Here is an 18,865-nt window from a genome sequence, read left to right on the forward strand (position 1 = left end):
TCGGTGGTTGGGTTCAGCCCTGGTCCTTGAGCACATCCGCGGACATCACGCGCGCGACGCCGGCGGCGCCGAGGTCCTGCCATGCCTTGGCCAACGACCCCTGCAGGTCGATGGCACGGCACGCATCCTCGATCACCGCGGCCTCGAAGCCCGCGGCGCGCGCATCGAGCGCGCTCCAGGCCACGCAGTAGTCCGTCGCCAGCCCGGCGCAAAACACGCGCCTGACGCCGTGCTCGCGCAGGTAGCCGGCCAGCCCGGTGCGCGTGGTGCGGTCCGCCTCAAGGAAAGCGGAGTAGCTGTCCACGCCGGCATGGTGGCCCTTGCGGATCACCAGCCGCGCGTGCGGCACCCGCAGGCCCGCATGCAGCGCGGCGCCGGGCGTGTCCTGCACGCAGTGCACCGGCCACAGCACCTGCTCGCCATACGACAGCGCCAGCGTCTGGAACGGCTGCGCACCGGCATGGTTGGCCGCGAACGAGACGTGCGCGGCCGGATGCCAGTCCTGCGTCAGCACCACGTGCCCGAACGCGCGCGCCAGCCGGTTGATGACGGGCACCACCTCGTCGCCGCTGGGCACGGCAAGCGCGCCGCCAGGCATGAAGTCGTTCTGCACGTCGATCACCAGCAGGCAATCGTCAGGTCGGAGGGTGGTGTCCATGTCAGGGCCAGGGAGAACCGTGATGACGTCTTAGCCGTTGAAGCCCTTGCCTTCGTCCGCCAGCTTCTGCAGCAGCGGCGCGACCTGCCAGGCTTCGCCGTGGTAGCCCTTGGCGTAGCGCTTCATGGCCAGCGCCACGTTGTACAGGCCGACCTGGTCCGCGTACAGCATCGGGCCGCCGCGGAACAGCGGGAAGCCGTAGCCGGTCAGGTACACCATGTCGATATCCGAGGCCTTGGAAGCAATGCCCTCTTCCAGGATCTTGGCGCCTTCGTTGACCAGCGCGAACACCAGGCGCTCGACGATCTCTTCGTCCGAGATCTTGCGACGCGTGATGCCGAGGTCCTTGGAGTGCTGCACGATCATGTCGTTGACCTGCTGGTTCGGGTACGGCTTGCGGTCGCCCGCCTTGTAGTCGTACCAGCCCGCGCCGGTCTTCTGGCCAAAGCGGCCCATCTCGCACAGCAGGTCGGCGGTCTTCGAATACTGGATGTCCGGCTTGTCCACGGCGCGGCGCTTGCGGATGGCCCAGCCGATGTCGTTGCCGGCCAGGTCGCCCATGCGGAACGGGCCCATGGCAAAGCCGAACTTCTCGATGGCCTTGTCGACCTGCTCGGGCAGCGCGCCCTCGTCCAGCAGGTAGCCGGCCTGGCGGCTGTACTGCTCGATCATGCGGTTGCCGATAAAGCCGTCGCAAACGCCCGACACCACCGCGGTCTTCTTGATCTTCTTGGCCACCTGCATCACCGTGGCCAGCACGTCCTTGCCGGTCTGGTCGCCGCGCACCACTTCCAGCAGCTTCATCACGTTGGCCGGGCTGAAGAAGTGCATGCCGACCACGTCCTGCGGACGCTTGGTGAACGAGGCGATCTTGTTCACGTCCAGCGTGGAAGTGTTGGATGCCAGGATCGCGCCGGGCTTCATCACTTCGTCCAGCTTCTTGAACACGATTTCCTTGACGCCCATCTCTTCGAACACGGCCTCGATGACCATGTCGGCGTCCTTGATGTCGTCATACGACAGCGTGGTGCTCAGCAGGCCCATTCGCTGCTCGACCTTCTCCTGCGTCAGCTTGCCCTTCTTGGCGCTGTTTTCGTAGTTCTTGCGAATGATGCCGACGCCGCGGTCGAGCGCTTCCTGCTTGGTTTCCAGGATCGTGACCGGGATGCCCGCGTTGAGGAAGTTCATGCTGATGCCGCCACCCATGGTGCCGGCGCCGATCACGGCAACCTTCTCGATCTTGCGCACGGGGGTGCCTTCGGGCACGTCGGGGATCTTGCTGGCGGCACGCTCGCCGAAGAAGGCATGGCGCAGCGCGCGCGATTCCGGCGTGGTCACCAGGAACAGGAAGCCCTCGCGCTCCTGCTTCAGGCCCTGCTCGAACGGCTTGAGCGAGCCGGCCACGGCTTCCAGGCACTTCAGCGGCGCCGGGAAATTCTTGGCCATCGCGGCCACGGTGTTGCGGGCAAAGCCCAGGTAGCCTTCGGCATTCTCGTGGCGTACCTTCAGGTCGCGCACCTTCGGGTGCGGGCCGCTGGCCGCGCCGACGTTCTGCGCGAACTTGACCGCCGCGGGCAGCACGTCACCGTCGACGATCTCATCGAACAGCTTGGTGCCGGCGAACTTCTCGGACGGCACCGCGGTGCCCGACACGATCATGTTGGCGGCGGCCTCCAGGCCGATCACGCGCGGCAGGCGCTGCGTGCCGCCGGCGCCCGGCAGCAGGCCCAGCTTGACTTCCGGCAGCGCGATCTGCGCGCCCTTGGACGCCACGCGGTAGTTGCAGCCCAGCGCCAGTTCCAGGCCGCCACCCATGGCAACCGAGTGCACGGCGGCCACCACCGGCTTGGACGAGGCTTCCAGCACGCGGATCACCGAGTGCAGCGTCGGCTCCTGCATCGCCTTGGGCGTATTGAATTCGCGGATGTCGGCGCCGCCCGAGAAAGCCTTGCCAGCGCCGGTGATGACGATCGCCTTGACGGCGGCATCGTCCAGCGCACGGGTCATGCCTTCGACGATGCCAAGCCGGGTGCTGTGACCCAGGCCGTTGACAGGGGGATTGTCGAGCGTGATGACGGCTACGCCGTCCTGAACCTGATACTGCGCTGTCATGCTGGTTCCTTTGGTGTCAGAAGTTGTCTCGGGATTCGAATTCTCGAATGAATGTTCTCTGCAGCGCGGGGCGAGCCGGCTGGTGCCGGCGCCTCGCGGCCGTCACGAGCGGGTTAACCCTTGACCCGATCCGCCGCTTTCCCGCGCCCCACAACGCCTTCCGGCGCTTGGGCGAAACAAGCATACACAAAATAGCACGGTCGTTCAATTTTAATTTCCGAACATTTTCGGGGCCATGCGCAATGCGAATGCCGCCCCTGATCCGCCTGCATGGAGCCAACGCTTAACCCCCGCGAGGCGATGCCCTCGATGCCGGTTAAGACACTTGCCAGCATCCGCGCGCGCCGCCTCCAGACCAGTATCGGACTTTATTTGACCGATACGGGAAAATCGCCGGGGCAGACGCGGTAGACTCGCGGCTTTTCGTTTTTTGCCCCCCGGCCTTCACGAGACGCCGGGCGGCTGAAGGTCCAGCGACCCTGATGTCTTCCCCCACCGATTCCTCGTCCCGGCCCGCTTTGGCGCCGCATGGACACCAGCACCCGGTCGTCGAGCACGACGACCTCCAGCGCAAGCTCAAGGCCCGCCACCTGACCATGATCGCCGTCGGCGGCGCGGTCGGCACCGGCCTGTTCGTGGCCTCGGGCGCGTCGATCGCGCAGGCCGGCCCCGGCGGAGCGCTGCTGATGTATATGCTGATCGGCCTGATGGTCTATTGCCTGATGACCAGCCTCGGCGAGCTGGCGGTGCACATGCCGGTGGCCGGTTCCTTTGTCACCTACAGCGCGCTCTATGTCGACGAAGGCTTCGGCTTCGCGCTGGGCTGGAATTACTGGTTCAGCCTGGCGGTGACCATCGCCGTGGAGCTGACCGCGGCGCAGCTGGTGATGCAGTACTGGTTTCCCGACATGCCCGGGGTGCTCTGGAGCGCCGGCTTCCTGCTGCTGATGTTCGGGCTCAACGCGTTCTCCGTGCGCGGCTTCGGCGAGGCCGAATACTGGTTCGCGCTGGTCAAGGTGGTGACCGTAGTGGTGTTCCTGGGTGTGGGCCTGCTGATGATCTTCGGCATCATGCAGGGCGGCCCGCAGTCCGGCTGGCGCAATTTCACCATCGGCGACGCGCCTTTCGTCGGCGGCATCCCGGCCATGTTCGGCGTGGCCATGATCGCCGGCTTCTCCTTTCTTGGCACGGAAACCGTCGGCGTCGCCGCCGGCGAGGCCGAACGCCCCGCCATCACCATTCCGCGCGCGATCCGCCAGACCTTCTGGCGCATCCTGCTGTTCTACGTGCTGGCGATCCTGGTCATCGGCGTGCTGATCCCCTATACCGACCCCAACCTGTTGCGCAACGACGTGACCGATGTGGGCGTGAGCCCGTTCGCGCTGGTGTTCCGCCACGCCGGGCTGGCCTTCGCCGCCGGGCTGATGAACGCGGTGGTGCTGACCGCACTGCTGTCGGCGGGCACCTCCAGCATGTACGTGTCGACGCGGATCCTGTACGGCCTCGCCGTCAGCCGCCGCGCGCCGCGGGTGTTCGCCCGGCTGACGCGGAACGGCGTGCCGTTCTACGCGCTGCTGGCGACCACCGGCATCGGCGCGCTGTGCTTCCTCAGTTCGCTGCTCGGCAACAAGACCGCCTACCTGTGGCTGCTCAACACCTCGGCCATGACCGGCTTCATCGCCTGGCTCGGCATCGCCGTCAGCCACTATCGCTTCCGCCGCGGCATGGCCCGGCAGGGGCATGACCTCGGCAAGCTCGCTTACCGCTCGCCGCTGTATCCGTTCGGGCCGGTCTTTTCCGCTGTGCTGTGTCTGGTCATCATCGGCGGGCAGAATTACCAGGCCTTCGCCGACATCCCGAACCGGTGGCCGGAGATTGTCGCCACCTATATTGGCGTGCCCGTGTTCCTGGTGCTGTGGCTGGGATATCGGCTGGTCACCGGATCGCGGTTGATTGCCTATGAGGATATGCCGTTTGCGTTTGCGGAGCGGAAGGCGGAGGACGAGCGAGAGGCCGCGTAAGAAGCCGGGGCCGGGCACAGCGACGCATGGCACTTCGTTGAGGCGCCGGCCCTCTCCCCCGCCCCTCTCCCGCGAGCGGGAGAGGGGCGAAGACAGGCGGGAATCGAAGGCTGGGGCTATACCTCCAGCCACTCCTTCCTGATCTGCCCGTTCGCCTTCAGTTCGCCGGGGGTTCCCTCGAACACGATATGCCCGTGGCCCATGACATAGACCCGCTGCGAGATATCGAGCGCAATCGCCAGCTTCTGCTCGATCAGCAGCACCGAGACGCCGCGTTCCTTCAAGGTCTTCAGGTAATCCCCCACCAGCGCCACGATCATCGGCGCCAGCCCTTCGGTTGGCTCATCGATCAGGATCAGGTCGGGATCCCCCATCAACGTGCGGCACAGCGTCAGCATCTGCTGCTCGCCGCCGGATAGCACGCCGGCCGAGGTATTCTCGCGCTCCTTCAGGCGCGGGAACATGTTGAACATGTCCTCGACGCTCCAGCGCGGCCTGGCCTGTCGCGGGTTGCGCTTTTCGCCAAGCAGCAGATTCTGGCGCACCGTCAGCGTCGGGAAAATATCCCGGTTTTCCGGCACGTAGCCGATGCCAAGATGCGCGATCTCGAAGGTGCGCCGCCCGAGGATCTCTTCCCCCCGGAACTTCACCGACCCCTCCGCCTTGACCATGCCCAGGATGGCCTTGGCCATGGTCGAGCGCCCCACCCCGTTGCGCCCGAGCAGCGCCACGATCTCGCCCTCGTCGATATGCGCGTCGACGCCGTGCAGGATATGGCTCTTGCCGTAATAGGCGTGCAGGCCCGTGACTTTTAGCATGCGCTTGCCCATCAATGCGCTCCTTCGGTGGTGGCCTCGTCGAGCGTGGTGCCCAGGTAGGCTTCCTTGACCTTGCGGTTGTTGCGGATCGCCTGCGGGGTATCGGTGGCGATGACTTCGCCGTAGACCAGCACCGAGATGCGGTCGGCCAGCCCGAACACCACGCTCATGTCGTGCTCCACCATCACCAGCGTCTTGCCCACCGTGACCTTGCGGATCAGCTCGACCGCGTGGTCCGATTCGGAGCGGCTCATGCCCGCGGTGGGCTCGTCCAGCAGGATCACCTCGGCGCCGCCGGCGATGGTGATGCCGATCTCCAGCGCGCGCTGTTCGGCATAGGTCAGCAGGCCGGCCTGGGTATCGCGGCGATGCTGCATGCCGATCAGCTCGAGCACGTCGTCGGCGCGCTCGCGCGCGTCGCGCAGCCCGGTGAGCCGGTGCCAGAACGAATACTTGTAGCCGAGCGACCACAGCACCGCGCAGCGCAGGTTCTCGAACACCGACAGCCGGTGGAAGATATTAGTGATCTGGAAGCTGCGCGACAGCCCCATGCGGTTGATGACAAAGGGCTGCAGGCCGCCGATCTCGGCGCCGTTCAGGCGCACCGTGCCGCTGCTCGGCGCGAAGCGGCCCGAGATCAGGTTGAAGGTGGTCGACTTGCCGGCCCCGTTCGGGCCGATCAGCGCATGGCGCTCGCCCTTCGGGATGCTCAGGTTCACGCCGCGGATGATCTCCGTCTGGCCGAACTTCTTGCGTACATCGGTCAGTTCCAGTGCCGCCGCGCTCATGCCCTGCCTCCTGCGATTTCTGCCTGCACCTTGTCCCATTGCGCGCGCGATGCGCGCACCGCCAGCCGCCACGCGGCCAGCCCCACCGCCCACAGCACCGCCGCCGCCAGCCACGGCGCCCAGGTCGCGGCATCGAAGCCGATGCCGAACAGCTTCATGGCGGTGCCGTTGGCGCTGTCGACCTGGACCTTGTAGACCAGCTCGACGGTCAGGATCATGGCCACCAGCAGGACCACGCCGGCCGCGCCGGCCTTGGCATAGGAAGGCAGCATGCGACGCAGCTTGCCCTTCGCCGCCAGCGGCAGTTGCATCAGCAGCAGGCTCGCCAGGCCGCCCGGCACGAACATCACCATCAGCACGAAGAACAGGCCCAGGTAGAGCAGCCAGGCCTTGGTCAGGTCCGACAGCGCCACCGCGAACAGCACGAACACCACCGCGCCGATGACCGGCCCGAAGAACACCCCGGCGCCGCCGATGAACACCGCCAGCAGCACGCCGCCCGAACGCACCGCGCTGACGTTCTCGGCCGAGACGATCTCGAAGTTGATCGCCGCCAGCGCGCCGGAGATGCCGGCAAAGAACGCCGACAGGATCAGCACCAGGTAGCGCACGCGCTGGGTGTTGTAGCCGATGAACTCGACCCGCTCGGGGTTGTCGCGCACCGCGTTGGCAATGCGGCCCAGCGGGGTCTGGGTCCAGGCGTACATCGCCACCATCGACACCAGGCACCATGCCGCGATCAGGTAGTAGACCTGGCGCCCGGGCCCGAAGCTGATGCCCAGGAACGGGTCGCCGACCACGCGGTTGGTGGAGATGCCGCCCTCGCCGCCGAAGAACTCCGGGAACATCAGCGAGCTGGCAAAGACCATCTCGCCGATGCCCATGGTGATCATGGCGAAGGTGGTGCCGGCCTTCTTGGTGGTGACGTAGCCGAAGATGACGCCGAAGAACGCGCCGGCCAGCCCGCCCACCAGCGGCAGCATCGACACCGGCAGCCACACCTTGCCGGCGCCGACCATGTTCAGCACGTGCACGGCGATAAAGGCGCCCAGCCCGGAATACACCGCATGGCCGAACGAGAGCATGCCGGTCTGCCCCAGCAGCATGTTGTACGACAGCGCGAAGATGATCATGATGCCCATCTGCGACATCAGCGTGATGGCGAAGCCCCCGGTGAAGAACAGCGGCAGCACCAGCATGACCAGCACGGTCAGGCTCCAGATGATCCAGCGCGCCAGGTTCAGCGGGCGGTAGCGCAGGGTGCGGCCGGTTGCCACCGGCTCGCGGGGTTGTTGCATCGCTTGCTCCATGGCGTCAGCTCTCCCGGGTTCCCATCAGTCCACGCGGGCGGAAGATCAGCATCACCACCAGCAGCAGGTACGGCAGCACCGGCGCCACCTGGGCCACCGTCAGCTTCCACAGCGAATAGAACGGCGTGGCCTCGCTGACCGCCAGTCCCAGGCTGGTCATCAGGCCCGCCAGCGAGGCGTCGATGGTGACCGCGAAGGTCTGCAGCACGCCGATCAGGATCGACGCGATGAACGCGCCCACCAGCGACCCCATGCCGCCCACCACCGCCACCACGAACACGATCGACCCCACCGCGGCGGCCATCGACGGCTCGGTGACGAAGGCATTGCCGCCGATCACCCCGGCCAGCCCCGCCAGCGCGGCGCCGCCGCCGAACACCATCATGAATACGCGCGGCACGTTGTGGCCCAGCGCCTCGACCATCTCCGGGTGGGTCAGCGCGGCCTGGATCACCAGCCCGATACGGGTGCGCGTCAGCACCAGGTAGATCGCCACCAGCATGCCCAGCGACACCAGCATCATGAAGGCGCGGTACTTGGGGAACGACGAGGTGAACACCGTGAACAGCGGCCCGTCGAGCTCGGCCGGAATCCGGTACGGCACCGCCGCCAGGCCCCACACCAGCTTGACGCCCTCCTCGATCAGGTAGGCCAGGCCGAAGGTGAACAGCAGCTCGGCCACATGGCCGTACTTGTGCACCGTGCGCAAGCCGAAGCGCTCCACCAGCGCGCCCGCGCCCGCCACCAGCAGCGGCGCGAAGATCAGCGCCGGCCAGAAGCCGATCTTGCTGGCGATGGTGTAGGCAAAGTAGGCGCCCAGCATGTAGAAGCTGGCATGGGCAAAGTTGAGCACGCCCATCATGCTGAAGATCAGCGTAAGGCCCGATGACAGCATGAACAGCAGCAGCCCGTAGCTGATGCCGTTCAGCAGTGAGATGACGAAGAATTCCACAGCGTGTCCTTCAAGCTGGTGCCGCCATGCGGGGGCATGCCGGCAACCGTCCGGGTCGATCGAGGGTGAGCGCCACCGCCGGGGGCGGACATCGCCCCCGGACACTCCCCGTTATGGTCTGGAAAAAGACCGGAATGTCGGCCGGAAAGACCGGAAGTATGCAGGCCGCGCGGCCACTTTGTCAGCGTGGCCGCGCGCCGCCAGGATCAGCCCGGCCGCTTCATCTGGCAGGAGGTCGGCTGGGCCGACACGTACTGGTCCATCAGCGCGTTGGTCTTCCAGCCGTAGCCAGTGTTTTCCTGGTCGTACTTGATTTCCTTGCCGTCGACCTTGGTCCAGGTGGCCACCACCAGCGGCTGCTGCGCCTGGTGGTCGGTGTTGCGCATCTCGACCGTGCCGTTCATGCTGTCGACCTTGATGCCTTCCAGCGCCTTGGCCACCTTGACCGGGTCGGTCGAGTTGGCGTCCTTCATGGCCTTGCTCAGCATGGCAATGCCGGTGTACGAGGCCATCACGTAGAAGTCGTCGTTGTACTTCTTCTTGTAGCCCTCGATGATGTCGGCGCCGCGGAAGCCCTTGTTGTTGGGGTTGTAGTAACCCACGTACTTGACGTGCTCGGCGCCGGCCGCACCCATCGCCGTCGGCACGCCGGTAGTGCCGGCGTAGTAGGTGTAGTAGTTGGTGGTAAGTCCGGCGTCCTTGCCGGCCTTGATCAGCAGCGCGAGGTCGCTGCCCCAGTTGCCGGTGATCACGGTGTCGGCGCCGGAGGCCTTGATCTTGGCGGCGTACGGCGCGAAGTCCTTGACCTGCGCCAGCGGATGCAGGTCTTCGCCGACGATCTGGATGTCCGGGCGCTTGCGCTTCAGGTAGTCCTTGGCGGCGCGCGCCACCTGGTGGCCGAACGAGTAGTTCTGGTTGATCAGGTAAACCTTCTTGACGTTCGGGTCCTTGGCCAGGAAGGTGGTCAGCGCCTCCATCTTCATGTCCGAGTTGGCGTCCAGGCGGAAATGCCAGTAGTTGCACTTGGCATTGGTCATGTCGGGATCGACCGCGGCGTAGTTCAGGTAGACGATTTCCTTGCCGGGGTTGCGCTCGTTGTGCTTGGCCACGGCGTCCTGCAGCGCCAGGCCGACCGACGAGCCGTTGCCCTGCACGATGTAGCGAATGCCCTGGTCGACCGCCTGCTTGAGGATGGTCAGGCTTTCCTGCGGGGACAGCTTGTTGTCGAAACCCACCACCTCGAACTTGTGCGGACCGGCCCAGCCCTTCTGGTTGGCGACATCGGCCACGTACTGCCAGCTCTTGAGCTGGTTCTGGCCAACCGGGGCCATCAGCCCCGAAAGCGGATCGATAAAGGCGATCTTCACCGTATCCGCGAGCGCGGATCCCGAAACCAGCGCAGAACCCAGTGCGGCAAACGTGGCCACACCGGCCACCAGCGGACGCATTTTGGTCATACCTGTCTCCTTCACTCTTGTCGTTGGCTTGTGGTTCGATGTCGTCGATGCGGCCGGCCGCGTGGCGCCCTCCTGTTCGCGCCGCACGGCCGGCCCCGGCAGCGCCGTGCCGCAAGCTGGCTGGCGCACCCGATGCTGGCCTGCCGGCCTCAGGCAGTCGGCAGCTTGTAGTCCTTGAACTGCTCGCGCAGCCGCAGCTTCTGCATCTTGCCGGTGGCCGTCAGCGGAATCTCGGTGACAAAGGCCACGTCGTCCGGAATCCACCACTTGGCGACCTTGCCTTCGAAGAACTGCAGCAGTTGTTCGCGGCTGACCTCGGCGCCGGGCTTCTTCACCACCACCAGCAGCGGGCGCTCGTCCCACTTGGGGTGGTAGGCGGAAATGCAGGCGGCCATGTGCACCGCCGGATGCGCGGCGGCGACGTTCTCGATATCGATCGACGAAATCCATTCGCCGCCGGACTTGATCACGTCCTTGCTGCGGTCGGTGATCTGCATGAAGCCGTCGGCATCGATGGTGGCAACGTCGCCGGTGGGGAACCAGCCGTCGACCAGCGGGCTGGCGTCATTGCGGAAATAGCGGTCGATGATCCACGGCCCGCGCACCAGCAGGTCGCCGAAGGCCTTGCCGTCCCACGGCAGTTCCTTGCCCTCGCCGTCGATGATCTTCATGTCGACGCCGTAGATCACGCGGCCCTGCTTTTCCTGGATCTTGTGGCGCTCGGCGTCGGGCAGGTCGTGGTGCTTGGCCAGCAGCTTGCTCGCGGTGCCCAGCGGCGACATCTCGGTCATGCCCCAGGCGTGGATCACCTCAACGTCGAGCGCCTCGAGCGCGCGGATCATCGCCGGCGGCGCGGCCGAGCCGCCGATCACGGTGCGGCGGAAGGTGGAGAACTTCAGCTGGTTGGCCTGCATGTGCTGCAGCAGGCCAAGCCACACCGTCGGCACGCCTGCGGAGAACGTCACCTTTTCCTGCTCGAACAGTTCATAGAGCGAGGCGCCGTCCAGCTTGGGCCCCGGCAGCACCAGCTTCGCGCCGACCAGCGGCACCGAGTACGGCAGGCCCCAGGCATTGACGTGGAACATCGGCACCACCGGCAGGATCACGTCGCTGGCCGAGCAGCCCAGCGCATCCGGCATGGCCGAGGCGTAGGAGTGCAGCACCGTGGAGCGGTGCGAATACAGCGCGCCCTTGGGATTGCCGGTGGTGCCCGAGGTGTAGCACAGGCTCGACGCGAGGTTCTCGTCGAACTGCGGCCATTCGTAGTTGCCGTCCTGCGCGTCGAGCAGTTCTTCGTAGCACAGCAGCGGCACCTTTGACTCGGCCGGCATGTGGGCACGGTCGGTCATCGCCACCCAGCCGCGCACGTTGGGGCAATGCGGGGCCACGCCCTCGACCAGCGGCAGGAAGGTCAGGTCGAAGAAGACATAGCCGTCTTCCGCGTGGTTGACGATATAGGCAATCTGCTCGGGGAACAGGCGCGGGTTGACGGTATGGCAGACGGCGCCCATGCCCGACACGCCGTAGTAGATCTCCAGGTGGCGGTAGCCGTTCCAGGCCAGCGTGCCGACACGCTCGCCCTGCTTCACGCCGAGCGCGCCGAGCGCCTGTGCCAGCTTGCGGGCACGCAGCTCGCAATCGCGGTACGTATAGCGATGCAGGTCGCCCTCCGTGCGCCGCGAGACGATCTCGGTGCTGCCGTAATAACGCGCGGCGTGTTTGATGATGGAGGAAATGAGCAGCGGTGCGCTCATCATTTGACCCATCAATGCCATGAACCTGCCTCCTGAATGCTGTTCTGTTCCACCGAAAAACGAACAACCGTACTATTTTTGGACGGTCGTTCGCATGTTTGGCATCGGCAAGGAGCCGATCCGGTCGTGCACTGCCGTACTGTCGTCGCGTTGCTGTGGTCGGGGCCGCAATTCTGCGGGGTCCATGCACCGGATTCATGGGCTCAGTGAAGGCGGGAAATAACCTTGCGGTGCATGGCGGCATGTCCAGGCCGGGCGCGGTCTGGTGCCGCGGTCTGGTACCGTTGAGGACGTACAATACTGCGTGGCATGTTGCACCTCAACATGTCGTTTTCCCTAGCCACCATCGCATTTTCGTGCCCTCCGCATGCCGCGCCGCACCGCCTCAGACGCGTGCCGCGGCACCGCGCCGAGCGCACCGAAAGCGCACTGCCACCTGACGCCCCAGCGCCCCTACGCGATGCCAGACACGCCCCCGCCGCACGCTCCGCAAGCCGTTGCCGATACCGCCACGCCGGCGACCCTGCCGCTGCCATTCCCCACCGCGCCCGGCTTTGCCGAGCTGGGCTCGCAGTTCTTCACGCGCCTGCGTCCCACGCCGCTGCCGTCGCCGTACCTGGTCAGCGTGGCGCCGGAGGCCGCGGCGCTGCTGGGCTGGGATGCCGGCATCGGCAGCCGGCAAGACTTCATCGACACCTTTATCGGCAACCAGGTGCCGGACTGGGCCGATCCGCTGGCGACGGTCTATTCCGGACACCAGTTCGGGGTCTGGGCCGGCCAGCTCGGCGACGGCCGCGCCATCCGCCTGGCGCAGGCGCAGACCGACACCGGCCCGTGGGAGATCCAGCTCAAGGGCGCGGGTCTGACGCCCTATTCGCGCATGGCCGACGGGCGCGCGGTGCTGCGCTCGTCGATCCGCGAGTACCTGTGCTCGGAGGCAATGGCGGCGCTGGGCGTGCCGACCACGCGCGCGCTGTCGATCATGGGCTCCGACGCGCCGGTGCGGCGCGAGACCATCGAGACCGCCGCGGTCGTGACCCGGCTGTCGCCCACCTTCATACGCTTCGGGCACTTCGAGCACTTCGCCGCGCACGACGACGTGGCCGCGCTGCGCAAGCTGGCGGATTTCGTCATCGACAACTTCATGCCGGCCTGCCGCGACGACGGGCAGCCGTACCAGGCGCTGCTGCGCGAGGTCTCGCTGCGCACCGCCGACCTGATCGCGCACTGGCAGGCGGTGGGCTTCTGCCACGGCGTCATGAACACCGACAATATGTCGATCCTGGGCCTGACCATCGATTACGGCCCGTTCGGCTTCCTCGATGCGTTCGACGCCAACCATATCTGCAACCACTCCGACACCCAGGGTCGCTACGCCTACAGCCAGCAGCCGCAGGTGGCGTTCTGGAACCTGCACTGCCTGGCGCAGGCGCTGCTGCCGCTGTGGCTGCCACCCGGGCAGGCCGACCAGGAAAGCGCGCGCGATGCCGCAGTCGAAGCCGCGCGCGCCGCGCTGGACCCGTTCCGCGAGCGCTACGCCGCGGCGTTCTTCCGCCACTACCGCGCCAAGCTGGGCCTGCGTCCACCCGCAGGCGGCGACCGGGTTGCCAGCGAAAGGTCCGACGAGCCGCTGCTGACCAGCCTGTTCCAGCTGCTGCACGGCCAGCGCGTCGACTACACGCTGTTCTGGCGCAAGCTGTGCGGCATTTCGTCCACCGATGCCTCGCGCGACGCGCCGGTGCGCGACCTGTTCCTCGACCGCGCCGCCTTCGACGCCTGGGTGGCCGACTACCGCGTGCGCCTGCGCGCCGAGCAATCGCACGATGCCGCCCGCGAACTGGAAATGCTGGCGGTCAACCCCAAATACGTGCTGCGCAACCACCTGGCCGAGACCGCCATCCGCCGTGCACGCGACAAGGACTTCAGCGAGGTCGACCGGCTGCTGGCGGTGCTATCGCGCCCGTTCGACGAGCAGCCCGAGGCCGAGCACTACGCGACGCTGCCGCCGGACTGGGCCGCGGGGCTGGAGGTGAGCTGCTCATCCTGACGACTACAACCGGCACCGCGCGCCTGCAAGCCGGCGCAAGCCGGTGTAAGGTTCGCGCAATTCCGGCGACGAATGCCGTGGACAAACCGCAAGGACCAGCGTGGACGCTGAACGCCTTGACCGGCCATCCACTCCAAGGAACACCGCGAGGACAACCATGACCACCACCAAGACCGACGCCGAGTGGCGTGAACAACTCTCCGACATCGAATACCGAGTGACCCGCGAGGCCGCCACCGAGCGCCCGTTCACCGGCCGCTACTGGGACCACTGGGACCAGGGCATCTACCACTGCGTGGGCTGCGGCACGCCGCTGTTCGAATCCGCCACCAAGTTCGATGCAGGCTGCGGCTGGCCCAGCTATTTCCGCCCGATCAACGGCGAGGTCATTGCCGAGCATGTCGACCATAGCCACGGCATGACGCGCGTCGAAGTCCGCTGCAAGGAATGCGGCAGCCACCTCGGCCACGTGTTCGAGGATGGGCCGGCGCCGACCGGCCTGCGCTATTGCATCAACTCGGCTGCGCTAAAATTCGACGATCGCGACCCGGCGCAGCGTGCGGCGGACGATGCCCACGCTGCCGAAGCGCCCAAACGCGACCCGCAGCCCTGACGCCTGAATGGCCCGGCCCAGACGCCGGGCACAACCTGGACCCGCATGAAATTCCTGTTCGACCTGTTCCCGGTCATCCTTTTTTTTGCCGCCTTCAAGCTGGCCGACATTTACACCGCCACCGCCGTGGCCATCGGCGCCACGGTGGTGCAGATCGGCTGGGTCTGGTTCCGCCACCGCAAGGTCGAGCCGATGCAGTGGGTCAGCCTGCTGATCATCGCGGTCTTCGGCGGCGCCACGCTGGTGCTGCACAACGAGACCTTCATCAAGTGGAAGCCGACCGTGCTGTACTGGCTGTTCGCGGCCGCGCTGCTGGGCTCGGTGCTGGTGTGGCGCAAGAACCTGATCCGCGCCATGATGGAAAAGCAGGTGTCCCTGCCGGATCCGGTGTGGGCGCGCCTCAATCTCGCGTGGGCCGGCTTCTTCGCCGCCATGGGCGTGCTCAACCTGTACGTGGCCTACCAGTTCTCGACCGAGGCCTGGGTCAACTTCAAGCTGTTCGGCAGCATGGGGCTGATGCTGGTCTTCATCGTCGCGCAAAGCGTCTGGCTGTCGCGCCACATGCCGGAAAACACCCAGGACTGACGGCGCCGCCGCGCCCTGCCCCACCAACCGAAGGAAACCATTGATGGCAGCCGATCCCGCTACGATCGAGGCAATGCTGCGCGCAGCGCTCGCCCCCAGCCACCTGGCCGTGCGCGACGACAGCGCGCTGCACGCCGGACATGCCGGCGCCGCGTCGGGCGGCGGACATTACGACGTGACAATCGTCAGCGAGCGCTTTGCGGGTCACAACCGGGTTGCCCGACACCGCATGGTGTATGATGCGCTGCGCGGTCTGTTCCCCACGCAGATCCACGCCCTGGCCGTGACTGCGTTCACCGACCAAGAGTACCAATCCCGCGCACAATCCCTCGCACCCTCACGCGATTCTTCCAGCAACTCTCAGACCTGATTCCATGAAGACCACCGTCCTCTCGTTCAGCCTGGCGGCTGTGCTTGCTGCCGGCAGCCTGCCGGCCATCGCCCAGAATGCCGCCGTCGTGAATGGCAAGGCCATTCCGTCGGCAAAGCTGGACAAGTTGATCGCCGGCACCGGCCAGCCCGACAGCCCGGAGCTGCGCACGCGCGCCCGCAACATGCTGATCGACCGCGAACTGCTCGTGCAGGAAGCCAACAAGCGTGGCCTGACCCAGCGCGACGACGTGCAGGAGCAACTGGAACAGGCCCGCCTGAACGTGCTGGCCGGTGCGGTGTTCGAAGACTACGTCAAGACCCACGGCGCCAGCGACGCCGAGCTGCGCAAGCAATACGACAAGATCAAGTCGCAGTTCGGCAACGGCAAGGAATACCACGCCCGCCACATCCTGGTGGAAAAGGAAGCCGACGCCAAGGCCATCATCGCCAAGATCAAGGGCGGCGCCAAGTTCGAGGACCAGGCCAAGGCCGCGTCGAAGGATCCGGGCTCGGCTGCCAACGGCGGCGACCTGGACTGGGCCAACAGCAGCAGCTACGTGCCCGAGTTCTCGGCAGCCATGACCGGGCTGAAGAAGGGCCAGATGACCGATACCCCGGTCAAGACCCAGTTCGGCTGGCACATCATCGAGCTGGTCGACGTGCGCGACGCCAAGATCCCGTCGTTCGAAGAAGTGAAGCCGCAGCTGACGCAGATGCTGATGGGCGACCAGAACTGGCAGCGCGAGCAGTTCCAGGCCATGATGAAGGCCCTGAAGGACAAGGCCAAGGTCCAGTAAGCCGCGGGCCGGTCGCCCCCGCCGGCCCTGCAGCCATCAAGGATGCAGCGCGTGCAGACGACCGGCCGCTACTGGCAGCTCTGGCATCTCTCGTCCCGCGGCCTGTGCTATTGCGCACTGGCCTGGGCCACCCTGGACGGCGCCGCCCCCGGCTGGCGCCGGCTCCATCCCCACCTTCCCCTGCGTGACCGCTACTCGCCCGAAAAGGTCCTGCATGCCGTGGTGGCGTACAAGGAGGCTCGCGGCGAGATCACGCCGCCCCCCGGCTTTGAAACCAGGCGCGTGCTGACTTATGCGTTTGCGTCGTGGAGTTCAGGCTTGCGCAAGCCGATGCGGGGTTGAAGCGTCCCTCACTGTCGGCGATCGTAACGCCAGCCTTCGTCGTCGAGTTGCCTGATGCTGTCGACGACCAGCGCCACCAGGGCATCAAGCATCTTGCTGCCCTTCTCCGCGCTGGCCCGCGTAGGATCACCGGTGGCACCGGTCGCGGAGACTTCAGCGATATCCCACATGATCTGCACGCGCTCGCCAAGGCGGATGCTGTCTGCGGGCATCTGGCGCACGGCCTTGCCCAGGTCACACAACTCCGGGCGCACCGCCATGGTGATGGAGGTTTCACCTTCGCCGCCGTGGCCCAGCCCGTCCCACTCGGCGAAGAAGTCCTCCCCAAGCAGCTTGCCAACCAGGTACCACCAGGCGGGCATAAAGGCAAAGACGGCTTCCGGATGCCGCTGCTTGACCTTGCGCTGTGCGATTTCCAGCGGCGCGATATTGCCGTCATGGCCGTTCAGCACAAAGATGTGCCGGATGCCGTAGGCAAGCAGGCTCTCGAACATATCCTCGGCGACGGCCGTCACCGTCTCGAAGCGAAGCGAGATCGCCATCGGATTGGCGTTGTAGTGCATCGAGGTGCCAAACGGCACGCCCGGGACCACCACAGTGCGGGCAAGTCGTTGCGCAGCCTGCCGGGCCACTTCGGTCGGCACGAACAGGTCTGGCCCCAGCGGCAGGTGGCCGCCATGGCTCTCGCAACTGCCGAATACCGTGATCGCACTGTCGATGCTGCCAGCGGCGAACATGGCCTCCAGCTCGGCCGTGGAGAATTCATTCAGGAAGACCTTCTTCATGATGCCTTCTCCGCCAGCGGGCGCGGCTTCGCGCTCAATATCGGGTGCAACAGCAAATACAGCAGCACGGTGGCGAGCAGCGCCACCAGGCCATTCGGCAAGACGGCCAGCCACTGGTTCAGCTCGAGGGCGAGTCCCAGCCCCATGCCGATCAGTGCCGAGCCCACGCCCGCCCGGTTGAACTCCGGCTGCTGATCCAGTTCGCGGACATCATAGCGGCCTTTGTGCTTGATGTAGAAATCCGCCAGCAGCGGGCCGGCCAGCGGCGGCGCCATGATGCCGAGGTAGTTGATGAATGGCGAAAAGAACATCTGGTAGAAGCCGAGCGCACCGAGCACGGTGCCGGCAAGGCCCGCCACCAGGACGAGCTGCTTCTTGCTGACATCGAAGCCGCAGGACTGCAGCACGGGACCGGTGTAGAGCGCATTGCAATAGAGCTCGGCGTCGTTGGTGGTCCATAGCGACAAGGTCCATGTGAGCGCGCCCGCCAGTGCCAGCAGGAAGCTCTTTTCCAGCATCCACGACACGTAGTTGTATTCCCCGACGGTGACGGTGCCGATATAGCCGACGATATTGAGCAAGGGATTCGTCAGCAGGAAGCAGGCGGCCGAACCCAGCCAGACCGCCCGGGCGTTCCGGCTGAAGCGGAACAGGTCGACGCCCATGATGGCCCCGGCAATCCAGCTTCCCACCAGCATGGTGACGGCCGACGATAGCGGCAGGCCGCGCTTCTGCGACGAGGCCGCGACAAAACTGCCGAGCCCGCCGCCCTCGTCCAGCATGCCGATGCCGACCAGCACCGCGATCAGCATGATGACCGGCGCCACCGGTACCGCCAGGCGCTCCAGCCCTTTCATGCCGGACATGGAAGTCGCCGTGAACAAGAGTCCGCAGAGCAGGCATGCCGCAAAGACCTCCAGCGTAATGGGGGCGATCTGGTATCCCATCCGGCCCGGGTCGAACACCACGATGCCGCTCGGGTTGCCGATAAAGGCCCCCCAGATATCCCCCACCATGCCCGTGATCGCCGAGAACCAGCCCAGCGTCAGCAGCCCCATCGCCAGCATCGGCAAATTCATGCCTTTTGCGCCATAGGCATAACGGCACAACAACGCCAGGCTCAGCCCGGTTCGTTGCGCGATGACACCCAGCAGCGACGTCAGCACGAACAGGATGCCCATGCCGATGGCGATGGCCAGCATCGCCATCGGAAAGGAAACGCCCGCTCCGCCTGCCGGGCCGGCCAGCGTACCGCCGATAAACAGGCCGGTGGCAACGTAGCCGAACCCGACCCACACCATCACCTGCTTCCAGGCCGGCCTGCGCGCATCGGACGGGACCGGGGCGAACATATAGTCTGCATCAACTGCCGGGGACGACTGCGCCTTCTGATTCATGCGGGATCTCCGAATCAACCGTTCCGTGTGCGAGCGAGCTGGGTGCAGGGACACCGG

The 18,865-nt window shown here is 66.0% G+C and carries 17 protein-coding genes; 7 read left to right on the plus strand and 10 right to left on the minus strand.

Going from position 1 to position 18,865, the window contains the following annotated elements; translation table 11 throughout:
- Nucleotides 1-13 precede the first annotated feature (13 nt).
- Both pncA and MKD50_RS23520 read right to left on the minus strand, forming a co-directional pair.
- The gene (gene pncA, locus MKD50_RS23515; RefSeq protein WP_252668882.1) at nt 14-658 is read right to left on the minus strand and encodes a bifunctional nicotinamidase/pyrazinamidase; all 645 of its coding nucleotides are present in this window, start codon (nt 656-658) and stop codon (nt 14-16) included.
- 30 nt (nt 659-688) lie between these two features.
- Nucleotides 689-2,770 (minus strand): 3-hydroxyacyl-CoA dehydrogenase NAD-binding domain-containing protein, encoded by a 2,082-nt coding sequence (locus tag MKD50_RS23520; protein WP_115680170.1) that lies wholly within the window; start codon nt 2,768-2,770, stop codon nt 689-691.
- 482 nt (nt 2,771-3,252) lie between these two features.
- On the opposite strand from MKD50_RS23520, the gene MKD50_RS23525 reads away from it, so the two are divergent.
- On the plus strand, nt 3,253-4,791 hold the full coding sequence (locus tag MKD50_RS23525) for an amino acid permease (RefSeq protein WP_256503857.1): 1,539 nt from the start codon (nt 3,253-3,255) through the stop codon (nt 4,789-4,791).
- Nucleotides 4,792-4,907: 116 nt separating this feature from the next.
- On the opposite strand, the gene MKD50_RS23530 is transcribed toward MKD50_RS23525, so the two are convergent.
- The 6 genes from MKD50_RS23530 to MKD50_RS23555 form a co-directional block, all read right to left on the minus strand.
- Nucleotides 4,908-5,621 (minus strand): ABC transporter ATP-binding protein, encoded by a 714-nt coding sequence (locus tag MKD50_RS23530; RefSeq protein ID WP_252668884.1) that lies wholly within the window; start codon nt 5,619-5,621, stop codon nt 4,908-4,910.
- Nucleotides 5,621-6,397 carry an ABC transporter ATP-binding protein gene (locus MKD50_RS23535; RefSeq protein ID WP_025585937.1) on the minus strand — a complete coding sequence of 259 codons (777 nt, stop codon included), beginning with the start codon at nt 6,395-6,397 and terminating at the stop codon, nt 5,621-5,623. Before MKD50_RS23535 ends, MKD50_RS23530 begins: the two co-directional genes overlap by 1 nt.
- The gene (locus tag MKD50_RS23540; protein ID WP_252668886.1) at nt 6,394-7,707 is read right to left on the minus strand and encodes a branched-chain amino acid ABC transporter permease; all 1,314 of its coding nucleotides are present in this window, start codon (nt 7,705-7,707) and stop codon (nt 6,394-6,396) included. Before MKD50_RS23540 ends, MKD50_RS23535 begins: the two co-directional genes overlap by 4 nt.
- Before the next feature lie 4 nt (nt 7,708-7,711).
- Nucleotides 7,712-8,659 carry a branched-chain amino acid ABC transporter permease gene (locus MKD50_RS23545; protein WP_062799143.1) on the minus strand — a complete coding sequence of 316 codons (948 nt, stop codon included), beginning with the start codon at nt 8,657-8,659 and terminating at the stop codon, nt 7,712-7,714.
- A gap of 206 nt (nt 8,660-8,865) precedes the next feature.
- Nucleotides 8,866-10,116, minus strand: a complete 1,251-nt coding sequence (locus MKD50_RS23550; protein ID WP_240074468.1) for a branched-chain amino acid ABC transporter substrate-binding protein — start codon at nt 10,114-10,116, stop codon at nt 8,866-8,868.
- 149 nt (nt 10,117-10,265) lie between these two features.
- Complete coding sequence (locus MKD50_RS23555) at nt 10,266-11,891, minus strand: 3-(methylthio)propionyl-CoA ligase (RefSeq protein WP_115706834.1); 1,626 nt, start codon at nt 11,889-11,891, stop codon at nt 10,266-10,268.
- A 439-nt stretch (nt 11,892-12,330) separates the two neighbouring features.
- Here MKD50_RS23555 and MKD50_RS23560 point away from each other — a divergent pair, with 439 nt between their 5' ends.
- The 6 genes from MKD50_RS23560 (at nt 12,331) to MKD50_RS23585 (ending at nt 16,626) form a co-directional block, all read left to right on the plus strand.
- Complete coding sequence (locus tag MKD50_RS23560; protein WP_115706906.1) at nt 12,331-13,917, plus strand: protein adenylyltransferase SelO; 1,587 nt, start codon at nt 12,331-12,333, stop codon at nt 13,915-13,917.
- A 157-nt stretch (nt 13,918-14,074) separates the two neighbouring features.
- Nucleotides 14,075-14,530, plus strand: coding sequence for a peptide-methionine (R)-S-oxide reductase MsrB (gene msrB, locus MKD50_RS23565; RefSeq protein WP_115706833.1), 456 nt, complete (start codon nt 14,075-14,077; stop codon nt 14,528-14,530).
- A gap of 45 nt (nt 14,531-14,575) precedes the next feature.
- Entirely contained in the window at nt 14,576-15,115 is a 540-nt protein-coding gene (locus MKD50_RS23570) for a septation protein A (protein WP_115706832.1), read from the plus strand.
- Nucleotides 15,116-15,158: 43 nt separating this feature from the next.
- On the plus strand, nt 15,159-15,485 hold the full coding sequence (locus MKD50_RS23575) for a BolA family protein (RefSeq protein ID WP_062799129.1): 327 nt from the start codon (nt 15,159-15,161) through the stop codon (nt 15,483-15,485).
- 4 nt (nt 15,486-15,489) lie between these two features.
- Nucleotides 15,490-16,284 (plus strand): peptidylprolyl isomerase, encoded by a 795-nt coding sequence (locus MKD50_RS23580; RefSeq protein ID WP_115680161.1) that lies wholly within the window; start codon nt 15,490-15,492, stop codon nt 16,282-16,284.
- 42 nt (nt 16,285-16,326) lie between these two features.
- Nucleotides 16,327-16,626 (plus strand): hypothetical protein, encoded by a 300-nt coding sequence (locus MKD50_RS23585; protein ID WP_252668888.1) that lies wholly within the window; start codon nt 16,327-16,329, stop codon nt 16,624-16,626.
- 8 nt (nt 16,627-16,634) lie between these two features.
- Here the strand turns inward: MKD50_RS23585 and MKD50_RS23590 are convergent, their stop codons facing one another.
- Both MKD50_RS23590 and MKD50_RS23595 read right to left on the minus strand, forming a co-directional pair.
- A complete protein-coding gene (locus tag MKD50_RS23590) occupies nt 16,635-17,411 on the minus strand; it encodes a creatininase family protein (RefSeq protein WP_252668890.1) in 777 nt (258 codons plus the stop codon).
- Complete coding sequence (locus tag MKD50_RS23595; RefSeq protein ID WP_252668892.1) at nt 17,408-18,763, minus strand: purine-cytosine permease family protein; 1,356 nt, start codon at nt 18,761-18,763, stop codon at nt 17,408-17,410. Before MKD50_RS23595 ends, MKD50_RS23590 begins: the two co-directional genes overlap by 4 nt.
- Nucleotides 18,764-18,865: the final 102 nt, after the last annotated feature.

Source organism: Cupriavidus mimosae (assembly GCF_023952485.1).
GTDB lineage: Bacteria > Pseudomonadota > Gammaproteobacteria > Burkholderiales > Burkholderiaceae > Cupriavidus > Cupriavidus taiwanensis_C.

Coding starts and splice junctions, on each gene's coding strand:
- pncA (WP_252668882.1), bottom strand. CDS start 658: ATGGACACCACCCTCCGACCTGACGATTGCCTGCTGGTGATCGACGTG.
- MKD50_RS23520 (WP_115680170.1), bottom strand. CDS start 2,770: ATGACAGCGCAGTATCAGGTTCAGGACGGCGTAGCCGTCATCACGCTC.
- MKD50_RS23525 (WP_256503857.1), top strand. CDS start 3,253: ATGTCTTCCCCCACCGATTCCTCGTCCCGGCCCGCTTTGGCGCCGCAT.
- MKD50_RS23530 (WP_252668884.1), bottom strand. CDS start 5,621: ATGGGCAAGCGCATGCTAAAAGTCACGGGCCTGCACGCCTATTACGGC.
- MKD50_RS23535 (WP_025585937.1), bottom strand. CDS start 6,397: ATGAGCGCGGCGGCACTGGAACTGACCGATGTACGCAAGAAGTTCGGC.
- MKD50_RS23540 (WP_252668886.1), bottom strand. CDS start 7,707: ATGGAGCAAGCGATGCAACAACCCCGCGAGCCGGTGGCAACCGGCCGC.
- MKD50_RS23550 (WP_240074468.1), bottom strand. CDS start 10,116: ATGACCAAAATGCGTCCGCTGGTGGCCGGTGTGGCCACGTTTGCCGCA.
- MKD50_RS23555 (WP_115706834.1), bottom strand. CDS start 11,891: ATGGCATTGATGGGTCAAATGATGAGCGCACCGCTGCTCATTTCCTCC.
- MKD50_RS23560 (WP_115706906.1), top strand. CDS start 12,331: ATGCCAGACACGCCCCCGCCGCACGCTCCGCAAGCCGTTGCCGATACC.
- msrB (WP_115706833.1), top strand. CDS start 14,075: ATGACCACCACCAAGACCGACGCCGAGTGGCGTGAACAACTCTCCGAC.
- MKD50_RS23570 (WP_115706832.1), top strand. CDS start 14,576: ATGAAATTCCTGTTCGACCTGTTCCCGGTCATCCTTTTTTTTGCCGCC.
- MKD50_RS23575 (WP_062799129.1), top strand. CDS start 15,159: ATGGCAGCCGATCCCGCTACGATCGAGGCAATGCTGCGCGCAGCGCTC.
- MKD50_RS23580 (WP_115680161.1), top strand. CDS start 15,490: ATGAAGACCACCGTCCTCTCGTTCAGCCTGGCGGCTGTGCTTGCTGCC.
- MKD50_RS23585 (WP_252668888.1), top strand. CDS start 16,327: ATGCAGCGCGTGCAGACGACCGGCCGCTACTGGCAGCTCTGGCATCTC.
- MKD50_RS23590 (WP_252668890.1), bottom strand. CDS start 17,411: ATGAAGAAGGTCTTCCTGAATGAATTCTCCACGGCCGAGCTGGAGGCC.
- MKD50_RS23595 (WP_252668892.1), bottom strand. CDS start 18,763: ATGTTCGCCCCGGTCCCGTCCGATGCGCGCAGGCCGGCCTGGAAGCAG.